The 21,126-nt window shown below is 61.4% G+C and carries 16 protein-coding genes; 4 read left to right on the top strand and 12 right to left on the bottom strand.

What is annotated here, in order from left to right; translation table 11 throughout:
* Positions 1–203 precede the first annotated feature (203 nt).
* From E5K00_RS20910 to E5K00_RS22990, 7 genes are all read right to left on the bottom strand, one after another.
* On the bottom strand, positions 204–1,802 hold the full coding sequence (locus E5K00_RS20910) for a hypothetical protein (protein ID WP_135465258.1): 1,599 nt from the start codon (positions 1,800–1,802) through the stop codon (positions 204–206).
* A gap of 54 nt (positions 1,803–1,856) precedes the next feature.
* On the bottom strand, positions 1,857–2,249 hold the full coding sequence (locus E5K00_RS20915) for a hypothetical protein (protein WP_135465259.1): 393 nt from the start codon (positions 2,247–2,249) through the stop codon (positions 1,857–1,859).
* Positions 2,249–5,719 (bottom strand): hypothetical protein, encoded by a 3,471-nt coding sequence (locus tag E5K00_RS20920; RefSeq protein WP_135465260.1) that lies wholly within the window; start codon positions 5,717–5,719, stop codon positions 2,249–2,251. Before E5K00_RS20920 ends, E5K00_RS20915 begins: the two co-directional genes overlap by 1 nt.
* A 159-nt stretch (positions 5,720–5,878) precedes the next feature.
* Complete coding sequence (locus E5K00_RS20925; RefSeq protein ID WP_135465261.1) at positions 5,879–7,327, bottom strand: hypothetical protein; 1,449 nt, start codon at positions 7,325–7,327, stop codon at positions 5,879–5,881.
* 125 nt (positions 7,328–7,452) lie between these two features.
* The gene (locus tag E5K00_RS20930) at positions 7,453–7,896 is read right to left on the bottom strand and encodes a hypothetical protein (RefSeq protein ID WP_135465262.1); all 444 of its coding nucleotides are present in this window, start codon (positions 7,894–7,896) and stop codon (positions 7,453–7,455) included.
* A gap of 15 nt (positions 7,897–7,911) precedes the next feature.
* On the bottom strand, positions 7,912–8,304 hold the full coding sequence (locus E5K00_RS20935) for a hypothetical protein (protein WP_135465263.1): 393 nt from the start codon (positions 8,302–8,304) through the stop codon (positions 7,912–7,914).
* 107 nt (positions 8,305–8,411) lie between these two features.
* Positions 8,412–9,785: a hypothetical protein gene (locus tag E5K00_RS22990; RefSeq protein ID WP_210114350.1), complete on the bottom strand. Its 1,374-nt coding sequence runs from the start codon at positions 9,783–9,785 to the stop codon at positions 8,412–8,414.
* 277 nt (positions 9,786–10,062) lie between these two features.
* Between E5K00_RS22990 and E5K00_RS20945 the strand changes: the two genes are divergently transcribed.
* Entirely contained in the window at positions 10,063–11,280 is a 1,218-nt protein-coding gene (locus E5K00_RS20945; protein ID WP_135465264.1) for a hypothetical protein, read from the top strand.
* A gap of 88 nt (positions 11,281–11,368) precedes the next feature.
* Here the strand turns inward: E5K00_RS20945 and E5K00_RS20950 are convergent, their stop codons facing one another.
* Positions 11,369–12,367, bottom strand: a complete 999-nt coding sequence (locus E5K00_RS20950; protein ID WP_135465265.1) for a sugar phosphate nucleotidyltransferase — start codon at positions 12,365–12,367, stop codon at positions 11,369–11,371.
* A 191-nt stretch (positions 12,368–12,558) separates the two neighbouring features.
* Here E5K00_RS20950 and E5K00_RS20955 point away from each other — a divergent pair, with 191 nt between their 5' ends.
* The 3 genes from E5K00_RS20955 (at position 12,559) to E5K00_RS20965 (ending at position 14,509) form a co-directional block, all read left to right on the top strand.
* Entirely contained in the window at positions 12,559–13,137 is a 579-nt protein-coding gene (locus E5K00_RS20955; protein WP_135465266.1) for a LemA family protein, read from the top strand.
* 98 nt (positions 13,138–13,235) lie between these two features.
* On the top strand, positions 13,236–13,691 hold the full coding sequence (locus tag E5K00_RS20960; RefSeq protein ID WP_135465267.1) for a TPM domain-containing protein: 456 nt from the start codon (positions 13,236–13,238) through the stop codon (positions 13,689–13,691).
* Positions 13,688–14,509, top strand: a complete 822-nt coding sequence (locus E5K00_RS20965; protein WP_135465268.1) for a TPM domain-containing protein — start codon at positions 13,688–13,690, stop codon at positions 14,507–14,509. Before E5K00_RS20960 ends, E5K00_RS20965 begins: the two co-directional genes overlap by 4 nt.
* A 73-nt stretch (positions 14,510–14,582) precedes the next feature.
* Here E5K00_RS20965 and E5K00_RS20970 read toward each other — a convergent pair whose 3' ends face one another.
* From E5K00_RS20970 to E5K00_RS20985, 4 genes are all read right to left on the bottom strand, one after another.
* Complete coding sequence (locus E5K00_RS20970) at positions 14,583–17,030, bottom strand: T9SS type A sorting domain-containing protein (protein ID WP_167856981.1); 2,448 nt, start codon at positions 17,028–17,030, stop codon at positions 14,583–14,585.
* 87 nt (positions 17,031–17,117) lie between these two features.
* A complete protein-coding gene (locus E5K00_RS20975) occupies positions 17,118–17,720 on the bottom strand; it encodes a 3'-5' exonuclease family protein (protein WP_135465270.1) in 603 nt (200 codons plus the stop codon).
* Positions 17,721–17,766: 46 nt separating this feature from the next.
* A complete protein-coding gene (locus E5K00_RS20980) occupies positions 17,767–18,399 on the bottom strand; it encodes a DUF1684 domain-containing protein (RefSeq protein ID WP_135465271.1) in 633 nt (210 codons plus the stop codon).
* Between the two features lie 78 nt (positions 18,400–18,477).
* On the bottom strand, positions 18,478–20,979 hold the full coding sequence (locus E5K00_RS20985; RefSeq protein ID WP_135465272.1) for a T9SS type A sorting domain-containing protein: 2,502 nt from the start codon (positions 20,977–20,979) through the stop codon (positions 18,478–18,480).
* Between the last annotated feature and the right edge of the window lie 147 nt (positions 20,980–21,126).

The raw sequence follows: 21,126 nt of genomic DNA on the forward strand, positions 1-21,126 counted from the left end.
AAACCGCTGACCTGCCACTCAATATGCAAAAAAGCGCACGATGCTGCTTTAAGACGATCTGCTCTCCACAAATCCTGCTATTAGTAAGAACGTCATGCTGAGCCTGCCGAAGCATCTCTACTGCAACGCTAATTAAAATTAGTTTGGCGGTAAAGATGCTTCGCCAGGCTCAGCATGACGTTCTAAATAGTTGGGCCTCCCTCCTACTCAAAATGAATAGCCGCCTTGTGCTCGATCTGCCAAGCCCCATTGCCTTTAATTAGCGTGCCGGCCTTATCCGTCACGATGCGCGACACGGGGCCATTGGGCTGCTGGTAGGCGCAGGCTTCGCGCAAAGAATACTGGGCGCTCTGAATGGCGTAGGCGTGGACGCCGACGTTGGAAGTCACCCGGAACGTGGCCCGCTCGGGCACCCGCGGGTCGGGCGTTATTTCGTAGATGCTATCGTGCTGGGGCTGTTCCTGCAGGTCGTAGTCGCTGAAGCCGCCATTGACGGGCACCTTTACATAGTAGCGCGTCGGGGCGGGTGGCGCCGGCGCGGCGGCTACGGGAGCGGCTGGCGTCTCCCAGGTTTCGGGACCAGGCAGCTGCACCGGCGGCACGAGGCTGTCGAAGTCGTCGCGCGGGGCTGAGGCCGGGGAGCCGGACGGAATGGGCATCGGCGGCTGAGCCGTTTCGTGCAGCGGCGCCGGCGGCGAAAAAGTTGTAGGAGCCGATTCGATGTTCTGAAACTGGTTCGGAACCGGGGCCGCGGGGGGAGCAGGAGCAGCTGGAGCCGGAGCTTGCGCTACCGGACGAACCGGCGCGGGAGCTTGGGGCGGAGTGGGCGAAGCCGGCCGGGCCGGACTATTGGTGGCCCGGGGTTGCGCGGCGGCGGTTGGTTGCGGAGCGGGCTTCTCCATCCTGGCAGGCGGGGCTGATGTCTGGCGTTTAGCCAGTTCCTCGGCTACGCGCTGCTGCACGATGCGCTCAATCTCGCGCTGTAACTCCGGCGTCAGGCGCTTGGGCGCGGCAGCGGCGGCCACCACGCCGGCCGACGGAGCACTGCTGGTCAGCGCCGCCGCCTTCACCGATTCCAATTCGCTGCGGTGGCGGTCGGCGCGGGTGCCCAGGGCGCTGATGCTGCGGCGCAGCATCACGTAGAGGAAGATGCTGAGCAACGACAGAATCAAGGCCAGCGGGGCAAACAGCTTGCTCATCAGGCTCTCGCTGCCCGCGGCTTGGCGAGGAACCGCAGCATCGGCGGCTAAAGCGCCCTGCCCTACCCCGGCATCCGAGCCAGCCAAGGCTGCTTCGTCCGCTACGGCAGTGTCTTCGGTATCGGCCGCGCCGGCGGTTACGTCACCGTTGGGGTCGGCGGGCGGGGTGCCGTTGGTCACGTAAGCGTCGAGCTGGCCCTTAAGCGTTTTGAGGCGGGCCATACGCTCCGCGTCAGCCTTGCGGGTTGGGGAAGCGCTGAGCTTATTGATGATTTCTGTAGTCAGCTTCTGCAAGCGCGACTTATCAGTGCCCAGGCCCTTATACATCGTGCCCTTGCCTTCAAGCGGCTGGTAGAGCATGCTGTACACCTTCTGGCTGTCAGCCTTGATGCTGGTCACGAAGTCCGGCAACGACCCGCCGCAGTTCAGGCTACTTTTCAGGTTGGGGCGGTTGTTGTCATCGTACACGTAGCGCACCGTGGCGCACCAGATCTGCACCTTCTGCTCATCGAGCGTGGGCTGGCCCAGGGGCGTTTGGGCGTGGGTGGCCGTCGAAGACAACAGCCCGGCAAGCAGCAAGGCGCAGGAAAGGAAAATCCTCATGAAGGTGGGGTATTGAGGATGAGAAATTATTCTAACAGCGAGGCAGAAGCCTTTCTATTCGTCTAGTTCGGGAAACTCCCCAACCGACCAAAATTCACCTTTTGGCTCAGACTCTAAACTGTATTGCTCAATGAAAGCCTGGCTTACGTTGACCTTCTTGGAAAGCCACGTAGACATCATGTGGTCGTAAGCCTGGAGTAGATAGTCTTGACCGAGCATGATATCGAAATGGTCAATTCGTCTGTGAAGCCGCTTGAGTTGGATTAACTCCAGTAGCATCAGCTTTTCGGTCAGCGGTATCTTATACGTCCGGGGCTCAGTTGGAGAAACTCCAGCAGCTTCCAGGTCAGGAAGCAACTCATCGTAGCTGGCAAAAAAGCCGAATACCGAGTCCTGCGGTATTAACTCCAGAACTTCCGCCAAGAAGGTTGCTTCCTGATCTATCATTACCCGTTCGTCATCAGCTCCCGGCTCAGGTTATACAGGGCCTGCTTGAGCGGGTAGAAGAACAGCGTTTCGGGCAGGGTTTCGCCCTGGCCGAGGTTGCGGCCAATCTGGTGCAGGCCCAGGTTGAGGCTATCCTCGATTTCGCGCAGCAGCATTTCCTTGATGCGGGTGCGGTCCACGTCCACACCGACCTCGCGCATGAGCGGGGCCACGTCGTCGTTGTCGAGCACGATTTCCAGGAAGCGCTTGGTGTTGTCGATGACGCTCTGCTTGAGGTCGGCATCCACCTGTGGAAGCTTGAGGCGGCTGGTGTCAATGTCCTGACCCTCGGCGGCGCCGTTGAGCTTTACGGTGCGAATCTGGTCGAAGTCGGCGGCGCTGGTGGCGCTTTCCTCAAACAGGACGCCCCCGTTGGTCGTCGCCTCCTTGGGGTTGTCGGCCAGGATGACGCGGAAGTTCTGGGGCGCTTCCTGGCCCGTGGCGGCCTTGAACACGGCTTTGCTGATCTTCTCAATGGCGGCCATGCTGGCGCCGCCGCTGAGCAGGCGCAGGTAGAGGCTGCCCTTGCCCGAGAAGCATAGGTAGCGCGGGGGCTTGAGGCCGAGGTGCTGCACGAGCTGCGCCACGTGGTAGACGATGGCCGTGTAGTGCAGGTAGAACAGCACCCGCAGCTGCCGCCCCTTGCCCAGGCCGAGGCTCTGGGTGAAGCGCAGCGCGTCATTGTAGGTGAACAACAGGCTGGTCACGTCGGCCGAGCCGAAGTCGGGGTTTTGCAGGGCGGCGCGCAGGTAGCCCTTGTACTCCTGGTTTTCCTCCGAGTCGGGCAGGCTTTCCACGTACTGCACGCCGAGGCGGAGCAGGCCGTTCTGCTTGGGCGCCCCCTGGACGCGGGCGTAGCCGTCACCCCAGAGGTCGTCGCCGGCGAAGCGGAAGGACGAGCTGAAGGCGGGCTTCTGGTCGGCGAAGATCAGCAGGTCGGTGGTGCCGCCGCCGATGTCGATGTTGATGACGTTTTCGTCGCGGTTGGGCACTACCTGGTTCGTGGCCGTGAGGTAGTAGTACGGCGCCACCGACTCCGAAATGCACTGGGTGGGGCGGCGGGCCCGGAAAATCTGCTGGAAGGCCTCGTCCCAGACCTGCTGGAACTGGTTGCGCAGAAACATATCGAAGCTCAGCGGGGCAAACCACACCACGCGGGTGTCTTCCAGGATGCCGCCCTGCATGGCTGCCTTGTGCTTCATCAGCAGCAGAATCTCCTTGAAGAAGGCCGCAATGCGGTTCACGCCCTGGGGGTCCAGCTCGGCGCTCCACTTCAGGTTGGTCACGAAGCGGTTCTGGGGCGGCTGCCCGGTTTCGGTGTTGATGCTGAAGCCGATGTTGATGTTGCTGAGCACCTTGCTGGGCTCGTTGGCGTAGGAGTTCGTCTCGCACACGGCGGTCCGAATCGGAAACTCATACACCGAGCCGGCCTCGCCGATGATGCTGGGCACAAACTCGCGGTTCTGAATCAGCGGAATGTCGAACAGCTGGCCGGGGCCGCGCATGTAGCGCTGGTAGGCCGAGTAGCCGGTGTCGGGCAGCGGGGCGTTGAGCAGCTCCATCTGCAGGTCACTTTCGCCGATGGTGAACGGGCGCGGGTGGGCCGACGGACCGTCCGCGTAGGCCATGTGGGTGTTGCTGGTGCCGAAGTCCACCGCGAAGGTGAAGCGGCGGGTGCCGCGGTCCAGCTCCCGCCAGCGCGGCACGATGAGGCCCCGGGCCGGGGGCGCGCCGTGGAAGGCCGGCGGGCAGGTCAGCTCGGCCAGGTCGAAGTGGGTGCCGGTGATTTCGTAGTAGGTGCTGCCGGCCGTAGACACGCTTTTCTGGGTCCGCTCAAACTTGGTGGCCCGCTTCGACGCGCCCTGGTCCGTCAGCCGCTCGCCGCCCACGAAGAAGGTCAGGTCGTAGCGGCGTTGCAGCATCGTAGGCGAGTTGTCGGCGTCCACGAGCATGACCTTGTAGAAGTCGTTGTACTCGGGCTGGGCGCGCATCTTGTAGAACGGGAACACGCCCAGGCCGATGTTGGCCTTCACGATGCGGCCCTTCTCGGGAATCTCCCGGCCCTGCGCGTCTTTCGGATTCTGGGGGTTCTGGTAGTAGCTGCGCTCGAAGGTGATGAAGCGGCCGCCCTGCACCGGAATCCGCAGCGCGATGCGCACGTGGTTCAGGTCAATGGTAAAGGTGAGCAGCTCGGCCAAGTCGTGGTCGGAGAAGTACTCGAAGAACGTCTGACGCAGGGGCAACAGGTAGGGGAAGCGCGCCCGGCCCTGGGTGTCGGCCCCGTACTGGAACGTGACCTTGCCGGTGTGGAAGCGCTGGGCGTTCAACTCGTAGGGCAGCTCCACCAGGGCATCTTCCAGGAAGTCGCCGACGGTCAGGTACGGGTACTTGAAGCCTTTGCCGGGCAGCACGCGGTTTTCCAGGGCCAGCTCGTCGGCGTAGGGCACCGGGGTGCGGTCGTCCCAGGGCTGGCCGTTGAGATAATTGGCGCCCTGCATGGTCAGGTTGGGGCGCAGCACCAGCGGGGTGGGCCGGCTCTGGTTGGTCTGCCGGGTCGGCGCGATGAACAAATCCGAGCTGGTCACGGCCGACTGGTCGGCGCGGCTGGGCAGGGGCACGTGCTTCACGCTGGCCAGGTTGCCCTGGAAGTCGGCAATGGCGGGGTACTTGGTGGCAAACTGCTGGGCCGTGTGGTCGCCCTGCATCTGCATCTGGTTGATGCGGTTACGGTCGAGGCCGGCAAACACGCTGCCGGCAAACTCCCGGCGCTGCAGCTGCGGATAGGCCAGGAACAACTCGTAGACGAAGTCGCGGAAGGCCGGGGAACGGTCTTCGAGCAGCACCACCTGGTTGTCGAAGTAGTGGCCGCGGGCCTGAGCGCGCTCCAGATCCAGCTGGCGCACGGCCGGGGCGGTGAACAGCAGCGTCAACGGGGAAGTGCCACCGAGCAGCTGAGGCCCGCCGGGCATATTCGGCGACTCGTAGAACACGAGGTACATATCCGAGAAGTCCCGGAACCGCTCGTCCTGCAGAAACAGGCGCAGGGTTTCGCCCAGCAGGCGGGTGCCTTCGTCGCCTTGCATCCGCCGCAGCTCGGCCTCCACGTTCCAGCGGCGCAGGGTGATTTTGCGGCCGGCCTGGGTGTAGAGGTTGTAGTTGTAGAGGATTTCGAACAGGTCCCAGAAGTGCGACACCAGCTCGTGATACACCGAGCCGGGGTTGCGCTGCCCTTCCCGGGCGAGGAAATCAAAGGCGGTTTCAAACAGGTGCATCCGCGCAAACGGCGTCGGGATGCTCACCGCCACGTTCTTGGCCCGCCCGCCCGTGGGGTCGGTGACGGTATTGATTTCGGTGCTGGTGATGGGGGCGGTTTTCTGCCAGCCCTGCACCTGCTGGGAGCCGTTGTTATGAAGACGAAGGACTTTGGGCATATCGTGGACCCCACCCCCCGGCCCCCTCCCCTCCGGGAGAGGGGGAGCCAGACGATTTTTTGGGGAGTTTGTTTTTAGATTGAAATCTAGGAGCTACAACTAGAGCCCCTCTCCCGGAGGATTCTCCGCATGAAGGAGAGGGGATTGGGGAGGGGTCCGCTACACCACCTTCACCTTTTCCTCAAAGGCTTTATCCGTCACTCTATCGAACAGGGCGACGAGCTTGCGGAAGCTGTCGGGCTCATGGATGGACTTGGCCGCGTCGTTGAGCTGGTTGAGGAAGTAGTTCTGGCTGAGGCCCTTGTTGAAGAAGTCGTTCCACTTCTTTTCCACCGGCTTGCCCGCAATCATGGCGTTGAAGTCGTCGGTGGTTAGGTCGAAGGGGCGGAAGCTGCGGCGGTTTTGGCTGAGCTCCTTGAGCCACTCGTCGACGCCGTACTCGGGGCTGTGGAGGAAGTTATTGAGCTCCTTGAAGATGGGCTCGTTGCGCAGGGCGTGGGTCAGGTTCAGGTTGTCGTGGTAGGGTGCCTTATCGGTAGGCAGGTGCTGCTTGTGGTAGCGCGAGAAGTAGAGCAGCTGGGTTAGGTGCTTGGCAATCAGCTCCCGGCTTTCGTCGGGCAGGTGGCTGAAGTTGAGGTCTTGGGTGTCGGTGCCGAGGCCGTACTCGTGGAAGTGCGGCGCGCCGTTGCGCAGCTCGGCGTCGGAGTACTGCATGAAGTCGACCACGCTCAGGGCGGCCAGCAGCTCAATGAGGTGGGCCTTATTGCGCTGGGCCGTGCCGCCGGGCTGGTTTTCGTAGGGCGTGTCGGGCGTGTCGGCCAGGTAGTACAGCGCGTCGAGGCCCTGCAGGTTGTGCTCGTAGTAGCTGAGCGCGGCCTTGGTCTTGGTCAGAAAGGAGTTGGAGTCGATAACCGAGTTATCTTCCGATTGCAGGGCGAAGTAGGGCATCACCGTGACGGCACCCGTCAGGGCGCTACGCAGGTAGCCGGCGTTGCTGAGGCGGGTGTTGGGGTCCTTCAGGTTTTTGAGCAGCAGGGGGAAGCCCGCCGCGCCCGTACCGCCGAAGATGCTGGAGATGAAGAACACCCGGTCGCCGGCCTGGAAGTTGTCGGCGAAAAACCGGATTTCCGGCGACTCCACCACCTTGTTCAGCACGATGCTGCCCACGTTGGGCGAACCCCGGAAGCCGATAGTGAGCGGGCTTTCCAGGTTGTCCTGGGTGAAGAGCAGCTCCACGAGACCCTTGGAGTCCACCGACAGCTGGTCGTAGCTCAGATACTGGCGGAAGCTCTGGTTGATGCCGCCGAAGTCGAACACGAACGTATCCTTCACCCCGCCGTTGGTATCCGACGAGATGCTGCTGAGCGTGCTCATATCCGTCTGGAAGAAGCCGTCCTCGCGGGGGCCCAGGCGCTGGTAGATCTGCTGGTAGCTTTTGAGCATATCTACCGTGCGGTTCATGTCGCCGTTGTGGGCGTCGGGGTCGATGATGATGGGCACCACCCGGTCGCAGTTGGCCAGCTTCACGCCCGAAGCCAGCAGCATGGTCAGGGACCGAATCACGCGGGAGCCGGTGCCGCCAATGCCGAAAATGAACAGTTTAGCCATGTTGGAGTTAAAGTTTGGCGAATCTCCCCGGGGTAGATGATGCGGGGATGATGCAGTTTGAGGCTGCTGGTATGGTTGGGCCGCTACTGGCGCGGCTGCTTTGAGATGTAGGAAGCAGAGTTTGACTAGTGGTATTCCTCATCAAACGGCTTAGTGAGTATTCTGACCACTTCCTCAAATGAGGAAGCCTTGTCAAGCAGAGTATTTAGTGCTTCTGCGTCGCTGAATTGCGTGAGAACGTCATCATCTGCCTCAACGCACGCCTTCACGCGGTTCTTGAGTTCGGGTAAAGTGAAATTCCTTTGCAACAGCCATTCGCTTCTGACAACTATGCTTTTCGGATTGTAGAAGGTGTACGCCAACAGCTTCGTGACAACTCCCAATGGCTTCACCGCCTCCACTTGCCGGTGCCAGACCCGATTGGCCGAATCAAAAAACACTTCTTTTCCCGGTTTCGACCGTTGCAGAACAAGTAATGAAACCGTCTGCATTTTCTCCGGGACCTTAGCAATCCACAGGGACTCCTGAGGTGTCTGGCCGAAGACTAGCATGGGAAAAGCAGGTTGCATACCCTGACTTAACGCTTAAAAAGGAGTCGTGCTGGCGTTGGTGGAGCCGCGCTTGAGGATGACGGAGAACAGGAAAAACCAGAACAAGCCCAGAATGGCGTTCCAGGTCGACATCCAGTAGATATACGAGTGCGAGGCCACTTCCTGGGAATTGGCCTGCCAGATACCGATGATGAAGGCCAACAGGGCGTTGATGACCAGGAAAATCACCCAGTGCCGCACCTTATTAAATGTGGCCACGCCCATGGCCCGGTTGATGAGGTAGTAGAAAATCAGCACCATAGCCAACGACAGGCCGATGGTGAGCAGACCCACGTTGGGGAAAATCACCTCCCGGTACACCGGCGTTTCGGACGGGGGCTGGGGCGTGCCAATGAGTTCGTAGATAAAGCGGAAGAAGCCTTTCATGGGGGATTGTTGAGAGTTGAATGCTGGTTGTCAGGCGGTTGATTGTTGGTTGTTGATTGTTAAAACCTCAACAATTAACAACTCGCAATCAGCAATCAGCTTTTAAATTAATCTGCCGGCTGCAGGGTGAGTGGAATGGTGAAAATCGGGGCCTTACCCGGCCCGGCAGTCGTTACGGCTTCCACGCCGTCGAGCAGGGAACTGAGGGCAAAAGTCTTGGCGCCGGCCTGGTTGATGTTGCTGTCGTTTTTGGTGGTCCACTGCCCGACCCAGGCCGGGCGCTGATTTTGGAGCACGAGCTGGAGCGGGCGGGCGGCCTTACCGAGCTTGGTAACGCGCACTTTGACGAAATGCGTGTACTGGTTTTCGGCTCCGCTGCTGTTTTTAGTTTGGTCGGTGGCCGCAAATACGTCGATGATCTTCGCGTCGGTGTCTTGAGCTTGCAGTTTCATGTTGGGCTTGAGGTACTTCACGTCCCGAAACAGGCCCGGCAGTTGCTTCAAATCCAGGCCCACCACGAACTCCACCGGCTCCTTGGCCGACACGCTGCTGACGGCCACCGTATGGTAGGAAGCCCCGGCGGTCCGCTTGCTGGCATCTTTCTCGCCGTAGTACCAGGAGCCCACGTTCTGGAAGCGGCTGAGCAACGACGAAGCCGGCACCGGGTACTTCACGCCAAAGTGAGCCTGCTGGGCGGACTGCTTTTCGAGCAGCGCGTTATCAAAGCGGCGCACGGCGTCGGCCGGGCCAATCACCCAGAAATAGTACGGAATATCGGTGTCGCAGCAGCTGTTGATGCGCTTCACGCTCGAGGTCAGGGCCGGGTAGTAGGTACCGCGGAAGTCGGAGGTGTAGCCGTACACCGACACGGCCAGGTCCGGCTGCTGGGCTCGGTTGAGGGCGTCGGTAATATCGGTGCTGATGTAGGGAATGGCCCCGGCGTTTTTCGGGGAATAGATGAAGTCCGAAATCAGTACGCTGACCGAGTTGGGCGCGTAGTAATTGGCCACCAGCGTGTCAAGCACCGTAGGAATATCGGTGCTGCTGGCCGGCTGCTGAATCCCGCCGCGCACGGTCTGGGACAGTTGCTGGTACGAGTCGCGGTAGGGCTTCTCCTTGATGCGCAGGAAATTTTTGCGGGCCGCCGAGCTGCGGTTTACTTCTGACAGAAACTGCGCCACGTGCTGCTGGAAGCGGGTATTGGTGCCGCTGGTGCCGGTTTTGGGCATGAAGCCCTCCATCGAGCCCGACACCTCCAGAAATACGTTGACCTGAGCTAAGGGGCCAGCCACCGCAGCAGACACACCGGCGGGCGAAGCCGTAGTTTCTTGGGGCGCGGCAGCTGCGGGAGCTTCCGCAGACGGTACCTCGGTGGGTGTTTCGGCCCCGGCCTCCTCCTTGATATCCTTGCGGGAGTAGCAGCCGGGCAAGAGCAGCAGCCCCAGGGCCAGAGCCGGAAGCAGACGGAAAGAACTGGTCAAATGCATTCGAACAAATTAAGAGCCGTCGACGGTGCGCCGCCCTCTGCGTACTGCCGGCACGGCCGGCAGGTTGTGGGTGGAACGTACGTAAGGCTATAAAATTTTACGGCAAAAACCGCATATACACCCGGTCCCTCGACCAAGACCATGCGCCTCAGCGGCTTAAAACTGCGTTAGGCCGCACACAAAGCGGTAAAGTACAAGTATAGCGGCGGGCCGTTTGCCGACGGTTACGCATCTTGCACTAGCTCATCGGTGGGCTACGCTACGGTTTGCCATGCCTAACTCCCTACTCTGGATTACCTTGTTGAGTACTGCACTGCTCAGTTGTGAGTCGCGCCGGCCCACTACGGCGGCGGCACCGGCTGAGCCGGCCGCTTCGAGTGCGCGCCCCGCCGCCAGCTCCGCCCCAGCAGTTGCTCCCGCCCCCATCGTAGCCGATACCGTCGCGCCCTTTGCTACGCTACGCCTGGCCACTGATTCTGCGGGCAAGATTCCGACTGTCACGCTCGGTAGCCAGCAGTACCGGGTGCTGATTAGTGCCACCACCGACCCAACCCGCCGCCTGTCCGTGCCCCACGATCCGCTCGACTCGACCCAGGTAACCACGGCCGAAGATCAGGCCATAGCCTTAGCGGGCAGTTATGGCTACGACGTGACGTATACCGTGCGCCTGGTAGCGGCCAACGGTACGCCCAAGTTTACGACCACCCTGCACAAGGCCGACTTTGCCGCCGCTATGGGCCAGGAACATGTCAACGAGTCCTTTGCCGATGACCCCGAATTCTATGGCTACCTGCCTGGGTTCAACGCCTTAGCGTTTCAAGTGCCGCTGTATGTACACGACTCTGATGACGGTGGCGAAGCCCTCCTACTGCTGGATGCTACTACTGGCAAGCTGCGCCACGTGGGGCCACAGAGCTGGGCCTTTGGGGCCTCCGATAAAGTGACTTCTACTACCAACGGCCGCACGCTGCTCACCAGCTATGAAATAATACCCGCCAACGGTCGCCCCGTGAGCTTGGCGCGCAAAGACGAAGAAGTAGCCGGCACGCTGCTGCTCAACGACAATACTATTCTGGCCGTGTACGAAGGAGCCCAGTACGTTGCGGCCGATGGCGGCATAACGAACCGCAAAATTGGCGTCAACGCTCATTTGCTTACCCTCAACGGTCAGGAAATAGGCCGTTTCCGCTTCCACGGCACCTCCGCCGAAATGGGCTATGAGCTGAATTACCGCTACTTGGCGTCAACCGGCACGTACTATCTGTTCGATGAGAATGACAACACCCTCCGCCTGATTCCGCGCGACAAGCCGCTCGGGCACCGGCTTATCCGCCTACGCCAGCTACCTAAGTTTGCCGCTCCGCAACGGCCCACCGAGGTTCAACTCCACCTCAACACGGATTTAGGCAAGCGGCTCACGCTATACGTCGATACGCAAAGCGGTGCCTTGCGCTACCGGCTGTTTACCCCGAAGTACCCGCAGGGCTAGTCTGGCCCACGTGGCCTACAGACAAAAAGCCCCGGCGCCACTACAACTGCGGCGCCGGGGCTTCTGATTTTTTACGGTCTAAAATGGCTTAGCTATAGTCGATTTCGGTATTGTCGCCGATGTTCAGGCTGTGGTTCAGGCCCCGGAACGAGGCGTCCGAGCCCACGATGCAGTCGTGCATCACGGCCTGGCGCAACTCGGAATAGGAGCCGATGATGGAGTCGCTCAGGATGGTGTTTTTCACGATGGTCCGGTCGCCGATGGCCACGTTGGGGCCGATGATGGAGTGCGAAATCTGGCAGTCCTTGCCGATGCTGACCGGCGGAATGATGATGGTGTCGGGAAACTCGGGGTACTTGTTGCCCAGAAACTCGGGCCGGTTCAGCAGCTTGGCGTTGGCTTCGAGCAACGAATCTTTGCGGCCGCAGTCAAACCAGTGGTCGACGGGCGCGGTGGTCATCTGGGCCCCGTCCTGAATCATGAGCATCAGCGCGTCGGTGAGCTGGAACTCGTTGTGGGTACGCAGATCCTGCTCGATGATGCGCTCCAGGGCCGAAGCCAGCCAGGCCGGGTCGGCAATCTTGTAGAGGCCCACCAGCGCGTAGTTCGACTTCGGAATGCGGGGCTTCTCAATTACTTTGGTGACGCGGCCACTATTATTGGTTTCGACCACCCCGAAGATAGAGGGCGTCTTTACTTCCTTCACGGCCAGCACGTTGCCTTCGCGGCCCAGCATTTCGCGCAGGTCCACGTCCACGATGGTGTCGCCGAGCATGATGAGCACGCCGTCCTGGTCGTGACGGAAGGTGTCGCGGGCTAGCCACAGCGCGTGCCCGATTCCTTCGCGCGGCTCCTGCACCACGAAGGTGGACCGCAGCTGCGGGTAGTAGCGGCGCACGTAGCTTTCGATTTTCTCGCCCAGGTAGCCGATAATGAACACAAACTCCTCAATGCCGGCATCTTGCAGCCGGTCGATGATATGCCCCAGAATCGTGTTGCCGGCCACGGGCACCAGCGACTTGGGCTGAGTGTGGGTGTGCGGGCGCAAACGGGACCCGATACCGGCGACAGGGATAACAGCTTTCATGCAGTATGAAACAAGCGTAAGTCCGCAAAATAGTGAATCATTGCGGGAGCGGACCATAGAACAACCGCAATGAGTTGAATTCGTACTTGCAACCCGGCGGCAACCGTTGCCCGGGCAGTTAGTTTCCAATCTGAACTGCTACATTTCCCCCATTCTTCCCCTTTTCCTTTCACTCCCCTACCCTTTTGCTCATGAAACGTCTTTTTCTCTACCTGGTCGGCCTGATAGTGCTGTTGTCTCAATCTTCCTGCGGCTACAACAGCATGGTGTCGAAAGACCAGGCCGTGAAAGCCCAGTGGGCCAACGTGCAAAACAGCTACCAGCGCCGCTCCGACCTGATTCCGAACCTGGTGAACACCGTGAAGGGCGCCGCCAACTTTGAGAAGTCAACGCTGACCGACGTTATCAATGCCCGGGCCAAGGCCACCAGCGTGCAACTGTCCGGCGACAACCTGACGCCCGAAAACATCAAGCAGTTTCAGGAAGCCCAGAGCCAGGTAAGCGCCGGGCTGGGCCGGTTGCTGGCCGTGTCCGAGAATTACCCCGAGCTGAAGGCCAACGCCAACTTCCAGGAGCTACAGGCCCAGATTGAGGGCACCGAAAACCGCATCAACGTGGAGCGCGGCAAGTTTAACGCCGTCACCAACGACTACAACGGCTACATCAAGTCGTTTCCTAACAACCTGTTTGCCGGAATGTTCGGCTTCAAGGAGAAGCCTTACTTCGAAGCCGACGCCTCGGCTCAGAAAGCGCCTACGGTTCAGTTTTAATGCTTTTAGTGCTTGGTGCCTAGTCCTTGGTGCTTAGGAATTTCTTCCTGAACCCGCCCATCCACCTAAGCACCAAGCACCACGCACTAAGCACTACCATGACCAATCCTATTACCCCGGAGCAGGAAGCCGTGCTGGTTGCGGCCATCCGGCAGGCCGAAATCACCACTTCCGGTGAAATTCGGGTGCATTTGGAAGATACCTGCCCCACGCCCGAGCCCCTGGACCGGGCGGCCCAGGTGTTTGCCGATCTGGGCATGCACAACACCGCCCAGCGCAACGGCGTGCTGTTTTACCTGGCCTGGCAAACCCGGCAGTTCGCCGTCATCGGCGACTCGGGCATCAACGCGGCCGTGTCCGACGATTTCTGGGAAGTCACGAAGGAAACCGTGCTCGACCAGTTTCGGGCCGGCAAGTACGTGGTGGGCCTGGAGCGGGGCGTGCGCATGGTGGGCGAGCAGCTCAAGCGCTACTTCCCCTACGACGCCAAGACCGACAAAAACGAGCTCGACGACTCTATCTCATTTGGCGACCCTGCGCCGCCTCGCGTATGAGCAACCTCTCCCCCGTGCTGGTGCTGCGGCACTGGCTCCGCGTTTTTCTGCTGCTGGTTGGGCTGGCCCTCAGTGGCCTGAGCTACGCCCAGCAGCTTCCACCCCGCCCCAATCCGCCCCGCCTCGTCAATGACCTGGCCGACATGCTGCGCCCCGACGAGGAGCAGGCCCTGGAGCGGAAGCTGGTGAGCTACAACGACTCGACTTCCTCCCAGATTGCCATCGTCACGGTGCCTACCCTCGGCGACGACGAAATTGCCAACTACGCCCAGCAGCTGTACGAAAGCTGGGGCATCGGGCAGAAAGGCAAAAACAACGGCGTGCTGGTGCTGGTGGCGCAGCAGGAGCACCTGGCCCGCATCCAGACCGGCTACGGCCTGGAAGGTGCCATTCCGGATGCCCTGGCCAAGCGCATCATTTCCAATACCATCGTGCCCGCCTTCCGCGAGGACCGCTACTACGAGGGCCTCGACCGGGCCACCAGCCAGCTGATTGCCCTGGCCAAAGGCGAGTACCAGGCCGACCAGGCCCCACCGTCCCAGCGCGGCCGCCGGGACACGAGCGGCTCGGGCTGGATGTTCTGGTTGATCATTGGCGTCATCGTGCTGTTCATCCTGATGCGCAGCCGCGGCGGGGGCGGCGGCCGGGGCGGCGGGTTCCGGGGCGGCATGCTGCCCCCCATCATCTTCGGCGACTTCAGCGGCGGCCGCGGCATCTTCGGCGGCGGCGGGGGCGGCTTTGGCGGTGGCGGCGGTGGTGGTTTCGGTGGCTTCGGCGGCGGCTCTTCGGGCGGCGGCGGGGCCAGCGGCAGCTGGTAAGCAGCTTTTCCATTCCCAAATAAAAAAGGCCTGAACCGGAGCGGTTCAGGCCTTTTGGTTTATATCTGAGTTGTTACTCAACTACCACGCGCCGCGTGACGGGGCCCGCGGCGTAGTTTACGCGCAACAGATACACCCCGGCTTTTACTTTCCGCAGGGGCAAGGTCAATTCGGCTTGCGTGACTTCCTGCCGTAGCACAGCGCGGCCCAGGTTGTCGAGCAGCTGCACGGATTCGGGCTGGGCGGCTGCATCCAGGGTGAGGTTCAGCGCTTCGTGGGCGGGCACGGGCCAGGCCTGGGTGCGGGCTTCGAGCTGGGAGTTGCGCACGTGCAGCACGTTGGGGGCGGTCAGGCGCGCCAGGCCCGTAGTTGCCTGGCCACTGACCATATTGAAATAGCCTGCAATGAGAATTTTCCCATCCGGCTGCAATATGATGTCCTCTATGTCCGAATTGACCCCAGCATTACCAAAGGTAGCATCAGCCGAGCCGTCAGGCATTTTGCGCAGCAGGCCATTACCGTACGCTCCAACGAGTATGCGACCATTCGGCTGCAAGGCTAGGGCTTCTACCCAGCCAAAGGCGCCGTTGGTTGGCAGGTTGGGAGTAAATGTATTGTCGGCTGCACCGGTGGGCAGCAAGCGAAACAGGCCATAGGGCAAAGAGCTTGGGTAACCTGTATTGGTGAGGCCGCCTACCACGATTTTACCGTCGGGCTGCAGCCGCAACTCCTCCACATACGCATCGGGCACGGATTGGATAGGCGAAGAGAAAGTCGGGTCCAACAGGCCATTGGCCTGCAAACGCATCAAAGCATTATGCTTTATCGGACCAGGACCTAGCTGGCCAGCTCCTCCTATCAGGAGTTTACCATCGGGCAGGGGCAGCAAGGCTACGATATGACCGCCACCCTCAAAAGGATAGAAATCGGGGCTGGTCTGTCCAGTAGCCAGCAATAAATCCACCCCAAACCCATCTGTTACGTAGATCCTTCCGTCGCTTCGCAGTGCAAATTGAGTTACATAGCTGCGCACATAAACACCCTGCGGTCCTACCCATGTGTTGTCGAGGGAACCGTTGGGTAGCAACCGGACCAAGCTGTTGTTTGTGCCAGCTGCCTGGCCCACAGCCAGCACTTTACCATCAGGCTGCAGGACTATCTTTTGCGTACTCAACAGCGGGTTAGTCGTTGCCGCGAAGCTGACATCCAGGCTTCCATCGGTATTGAACCGGGCTATGTTGTTGGCCCGAACTCCGTTTACCTCATCGAACACACCAGCTGCCAGCACCTTGCCATCGGGCTGCTGCACGATGCTTTGCAGGGAACCACTCCTGAGTAATAACGGATTGAAATCCGCATCAATAGCTCCATCAGGGGCTAACAACACGACCGAACCGCGGCGGTTGGGCAGCATAAAAGAGGAACCGCCTACCAGCAGTTGGCCGTTGGGCTGTTGCTGGAGCGAATTTACGGATCCCAAAGATCTAGGCGCGCTAAAAGTAGCGTCGGGGGTACCGTCGGGGTTGAAGCGCGCCACTAGTTCTTTTGTCTGGTAGAGGCTATAGGTAAGGGGCACCACAATTTTCCCGGAAGGCTGCACCACAAAATCCGTGACATCGTTCCGATTGGTGATGGAAAGGCGGTACCCGGCGTTATCAGAAAACGACGGGTCCTGGGCACCGTTGGTCAATAGACGGCCAATAGACAAATTGGTGTTATTCAGAAACTTTAGCTCGCCCCCCAGCAAGATTTTGCCATCGGGCTGCAGCCCCACCATCGTTACGGCGGCACTGGTTGTAAAGGGCGAGGCGAAAGATGCGTCGAGGGCCCCGGTAGCTAGCAGCCGCGCCACACCCGCCGGCGCATCGAAGCTACCTCCTACCAGGATACGACCATCGGGCTGCAGGGTAATGTCGGCGACGGTGGTATTGAATACAGTACCCGGATCGAAGGATGTATCTACGGCACCACTAGCCAGCAGCCGAACCAAGTTGCGGCGTACGACCCCATTGTAACTGGCAAACGTGCCTCCCAGCAGAATTTTGCCATCTGCCTGCACCGCCGACGCGCGGGCCAGCCCGGTACCGCTGGCCATACCTGCATCGAAGCTAGCGTCGAGCGTACCGTCGGCATTGAGTAGCATCAGGTCCTGGCGCGTTACGCCATTAAACGTAATGGTTCCGTCACCGACAAGCAGCAGCTTGCCCGAGGGTAACACCCGCACGTTGGAGATGGTAGTAGAGGAAGTGACCTGCAAGCCGGCGACAGTGGTTGCGAAAGCCTGGTCGACGGTGTTATTAGCATTGTAGCGCACCAAAAATGTGCTGCCACCAGCGTCCGTTCGGCCGAAGTTGCCGACTACAAGCCTTTTTCCATCAGGCTGAGGCACGGCTGCAGTTACTGCTGCCGGCGTATAGAGGGTAATAGGCTGAAAGCTGGGGTCCAAGGCCTGGGCCTGGGTTGCGTGCGCCGCAAAGGTCATGAGCCAGCAGGCCAGCAACCGGTGTAAACGTACTTTCATGAAGTATAGGTTGGGTAAAAAAGGATGCAATATACCACCCATTCCTGCTCATAGAGGCTTGTTAACCAAGGATTGCCCCCGTTCAACTCACATCTGACCCACCTGCTTATAAACCGGCAGCTCATAAAACGGCCGCAGCAGCACCACTACATCCAGGGCGTCGGCCAGGGCCTGGTGGGCCACGGTATCGTCCGCGAAGTGGGCGCGGGCCTTGCAGATGCTCATGGTGGGCAGGCGGGTATCCTTGCGCCAGTTCAGGTAGAAGGCGGCGGGGTCGAGCAGGGCCGGCTCGTGGCGCACCAGCGTGCCCCAGCCCGGCAGCAGGCGCAGAAACGGCACGTCGAAGGGCCCGATGTTCTTGCCGGCCAGCGTCACCACCACGCAGTCGTGCTTGTCGGCCCGAAAGCCTTGCTGCTGCAGAAACTCGCGCAGCTGGGGCACCAGCTCGGCGGGCGTGCACCGCTCGGGGTTGGCATCCTTGCGGGCCAGCTCCTCCAGCAACCCGGCATTCAGGGCCAGGGCGCCAGCCGTGCCCACGTACTCGGGGTGGCGCACGCAGCGCCGGAACGCCGGCAGCTCGGCCAGGGGCAGCACGCGCCTGGTATCTTCCACCACGGCGGCGAGTTCAATAATCTGATGCCGGTCGGGGTTGCCGCCGGTGGTTTCTAGGTCGAGGGAAACGTAGCGCATAGTGGCCTGCTATACGAGGCCGGAGCCCGGGCCGCTGCCTGGCGGCTTAGTGGTCGGCGCGCACCCCGGCCCGCACGGGCACCGACAGCCGGTTTTCGGGCGGCGGCACCGGGCACGAGTACTTACCACTGGTATTGTAGGCGCAGTAGGGGTTGTAGGCCCGGTTGAAATCGAGCCACACGGTGCGGGTTTTCGGAATGCGGAAGTCGAGGTAGCGGCCCCCGCCGTAGGTGTCGTGGCCGTTGGTGGGGTCGGTGAAGGGCACGAACAGGTAATCCTCGTAGCCGGGCTTGCGCATCAGGTCCAGGCCCTGGTACACGTTCAGCTGGAGCTTTTTACCATTCAGGGTGAAGTGCAGCTCGCCGTATTTGCGGTATTCGGGCTCCCGCAGGCCGGTGGTTTTCATCTTGAACGGGGCCGACGTCGAGTCGCGCACGAAGGTGGCCTCCACGTAGTAGCGGTAGTCGGCCGCAAAGAACGGCAGGCCTTGGAAGGCGCCGCGGGCTTCGGCCGGCAGCGGCGTGCGGGCCGGGTCGCGGTACTCGGCATTCAGCTCCTGCTGAAAGGCCAGCACAGCCTCGGCATGGGCCGCCGGCGTGAGGCGCACCGGGCTTTGGGCAAAGCCGGCGGCGGTCAGCACGACCATAACCATCAAAGTCAATCCGTATTTCTTAGCCATAGAACACTCGAAAAAAGAAAGCCGCCGCACCGGAAGGGTGCGGCGGCAAACCTACGGAGCTTAGCCGACATGCTTGGGTTACTCGACCACCACGCGGCGCGTCACAGTGCCTTCTGCGTAATCGACGCGCAGCACGTACAGCCCGGCGGGCAGCCCGGCCAGGGGCAGCGCCAGCTGCTGGCTGCTCACGGGCTGGGTCAGCACGGCGCGGCCCAAGGCATCGAGCAGCTGCACGGTGCGGGGCTGGGCCGCCGCATCCAGGCTTAGGTGCAGGGTGCCGTGGGCGGGCACGGGCCAGGCCTGGGTAGTGGCCGCCAGCTGCTGGCTGCTCACGGCCAGCACGTTGGAGGCCGTCAGGCGGGCTATGGCCGGCCGCACCTGCGGGCCAACCTGCGCGAAGCTGCCCCCAATTACAAACTTGCCGTCGGGCTGCACCACGATGGAGCGAATGGTACCCGTTACCAGTTCCGGGCCAGCCACAAAGCTGTTGTCGAGGGTGCCATCGGCCAGCAGGCGGAACAACGAGCCCTGGTTGACGCCGCCGACCAGCTGTCCGCCGGAGGCTCCCACCAGAATACGACCATTGGGCTGCACCGCCAGCTCGGCAATGGCCCCGCTGCCCAGGCCGGTAGTCAGCGTGGTATTCACGCTACCGTTGGCGTTCAGCCACACCAGGTTATTGCGGGCCACGCCGCCGTAGCTGCTGAAGATGCCGCCAACCAGCAGGGCGTCATTCGCCAGGGGCACCAGCTTGGTAATTGAGCGGTTGCCCCCGACCGGGACGAACAGCGCGAAGCTGGGGTCGAAGCCGCCGGCCGGCAGCAGCCGCACCACGCTTTCGGTAGGCGTATTGTTGAACCGCGAAAACCCTCCACCGACGTAGTGGCGGCCATCGGGCAGCGTGGAAATGGTGGATACGGCGCTGGATGGCCCCGAGCCAATGGCCTGCATGTAGGTGCCGTCGAGCTGGCCATTGGGCAGCAGACGGTGCAGGTAGGAGGTCCGGCCACCCAACGTAGCCCCCGCGCCAGTGGACCCAATCAGCAGGCCGCCGTCAGCCTGGGCGGCGATGACGCTGATGAATGGCGTGCCGGAAACCTGGTTGATAAACGACCCGTCGAAGCTGCCGTCAGTTAGCAGGCGCGCGATGCTGGGCGAGGAGTTGCCGTTGACGGTGGTGAAAAGACCGCCAATGACGATACGGCCACTAGGCTGCAGATCCAGGGTGTTGATAGCGGCATCGACCACCGGCAGGCGGAAGGTAGCATCCGGGGTGCCGTCCGGGTTCAGGCGCGCCAGGTTGGTGGCGGCCTGCCCGTTTATCTCCCGGAAGCTGCCGGCCACCACCAGCTTGCCATCCGGCTGCGGTGCCAGCTTCGTGATGGTGCCGTAGCCGTCCAGCGCCGACTGAAAGCCGGCTGAAACCTGGAAAGCCGAAGTGAGACGCACCAGCGACTTATTGGCAGCGGTGCCGAAGCGGGTGAAGTTGCCGCCAACCAGCAGCTCCCCGTTGGCTTGCGGCAGCAGCACGTTGACGGTATTGTTGAGCAAGCCATTGCCGTTTACCTGCGGGTCCACGTCGCCGTTGGGCAGAAAGCGGGTCAGGTAGTAGTTACCGGGCGGAATGTTGCCACTGACGCAGCTGCGGGCCAGCAGCACGCGGCGGCTCTCGTCCACAAAAATTCGGGTGTTGCTATAAATGGAAGTAGTGAAGCAGTACGAAGAGGTTGTGGTCCGGAACGAGGTGTCGAGGGAGCCGTCGAGGTTCAGGCGCGTCAGCTCGCTCTGCAGGCCCTGCACCAGCGCCTGCCCGGTTACGGGGTCGATGCCCAGGGCATAGATGGCGGACGACGAAACCGGGGGCACGTAGCTGGCGTCGTGGGCTCCGGTGCTGAGCAGGCGCACGATCTTGCCCGTGGCGCGGTCGTTGAAGCCGGTGAAACTGCCCCCAACCAGCAGGGTGCCGGCCGGTTCGCGGGCCACGACAAACGCCTCGCCCCCGTTGATGCCCGTGCCAATGGCCGCAGCAAATGCCTGGTCGATGCTGCCGTCCGGATTCAGGCGCACCAGGCCCGGCGTGGGGGTGCCGTTGAAGCTGGTGAAGCCGCCGGCCAGCACGATCTTGCCGTCGGGCTGCAGCAGCATAGAGCGCAGGGCCCCGCCCGCAATGCCACTGCCCGCGCTGAAGCCGCTGGCCACCGAGCCATCCGGGTTCAGCTTCACCAGATTTGGATAAACGCGCCCGTTGATCAGAAACGGCCCGATGGAGAAAGCCAGCACCTGGCCGCCGGGCAGCACTTCCAGCCGGGCCGCCGAGGTACTGCTGCTGGTCGCGAAGCTGGGGTCCAGCGTTCCGTCGTTGTTCAGGCGTACGATGGCCGCCGTGGCCGCCCCGTTCACGCGCACGATGTTGCCGCTGACAATGTACTTACCGTCGGGCTGCTGGGCCGCCGCCGTAATAATGGCGGTCTGGTACAGACTCGGGGCCAGGAAGGTCGGGTCGAGACTCTGGGCGCGGCCCTGGGGCACGATGCACCACGACAGCAGCCACAGGAAAAGGCTAGGTAAAAGGTGTTTCATGGAATAAGAAATAGAGAAAAGAGGGTTAAGGATTCAAGGAGCAGCCAATAGCACCTGCTGCTCTTGGCTGCTCCTCGATGATACGCTATGCGGCAAGTTCAACATAAACAGTTTGTAAGACAAGCCGTTGCCGACCGCACTACCCGA

Origin of the sequence: Hymenobacter aquaticus (assembly GCF_004765605.1) — a bacterium.
GTDB lineage: Bacteria > Bacteroidota > Bacteroidia > Cytophagales > Hymenobacteraceae > Hymenobacter > Hymenobacter aquaticus.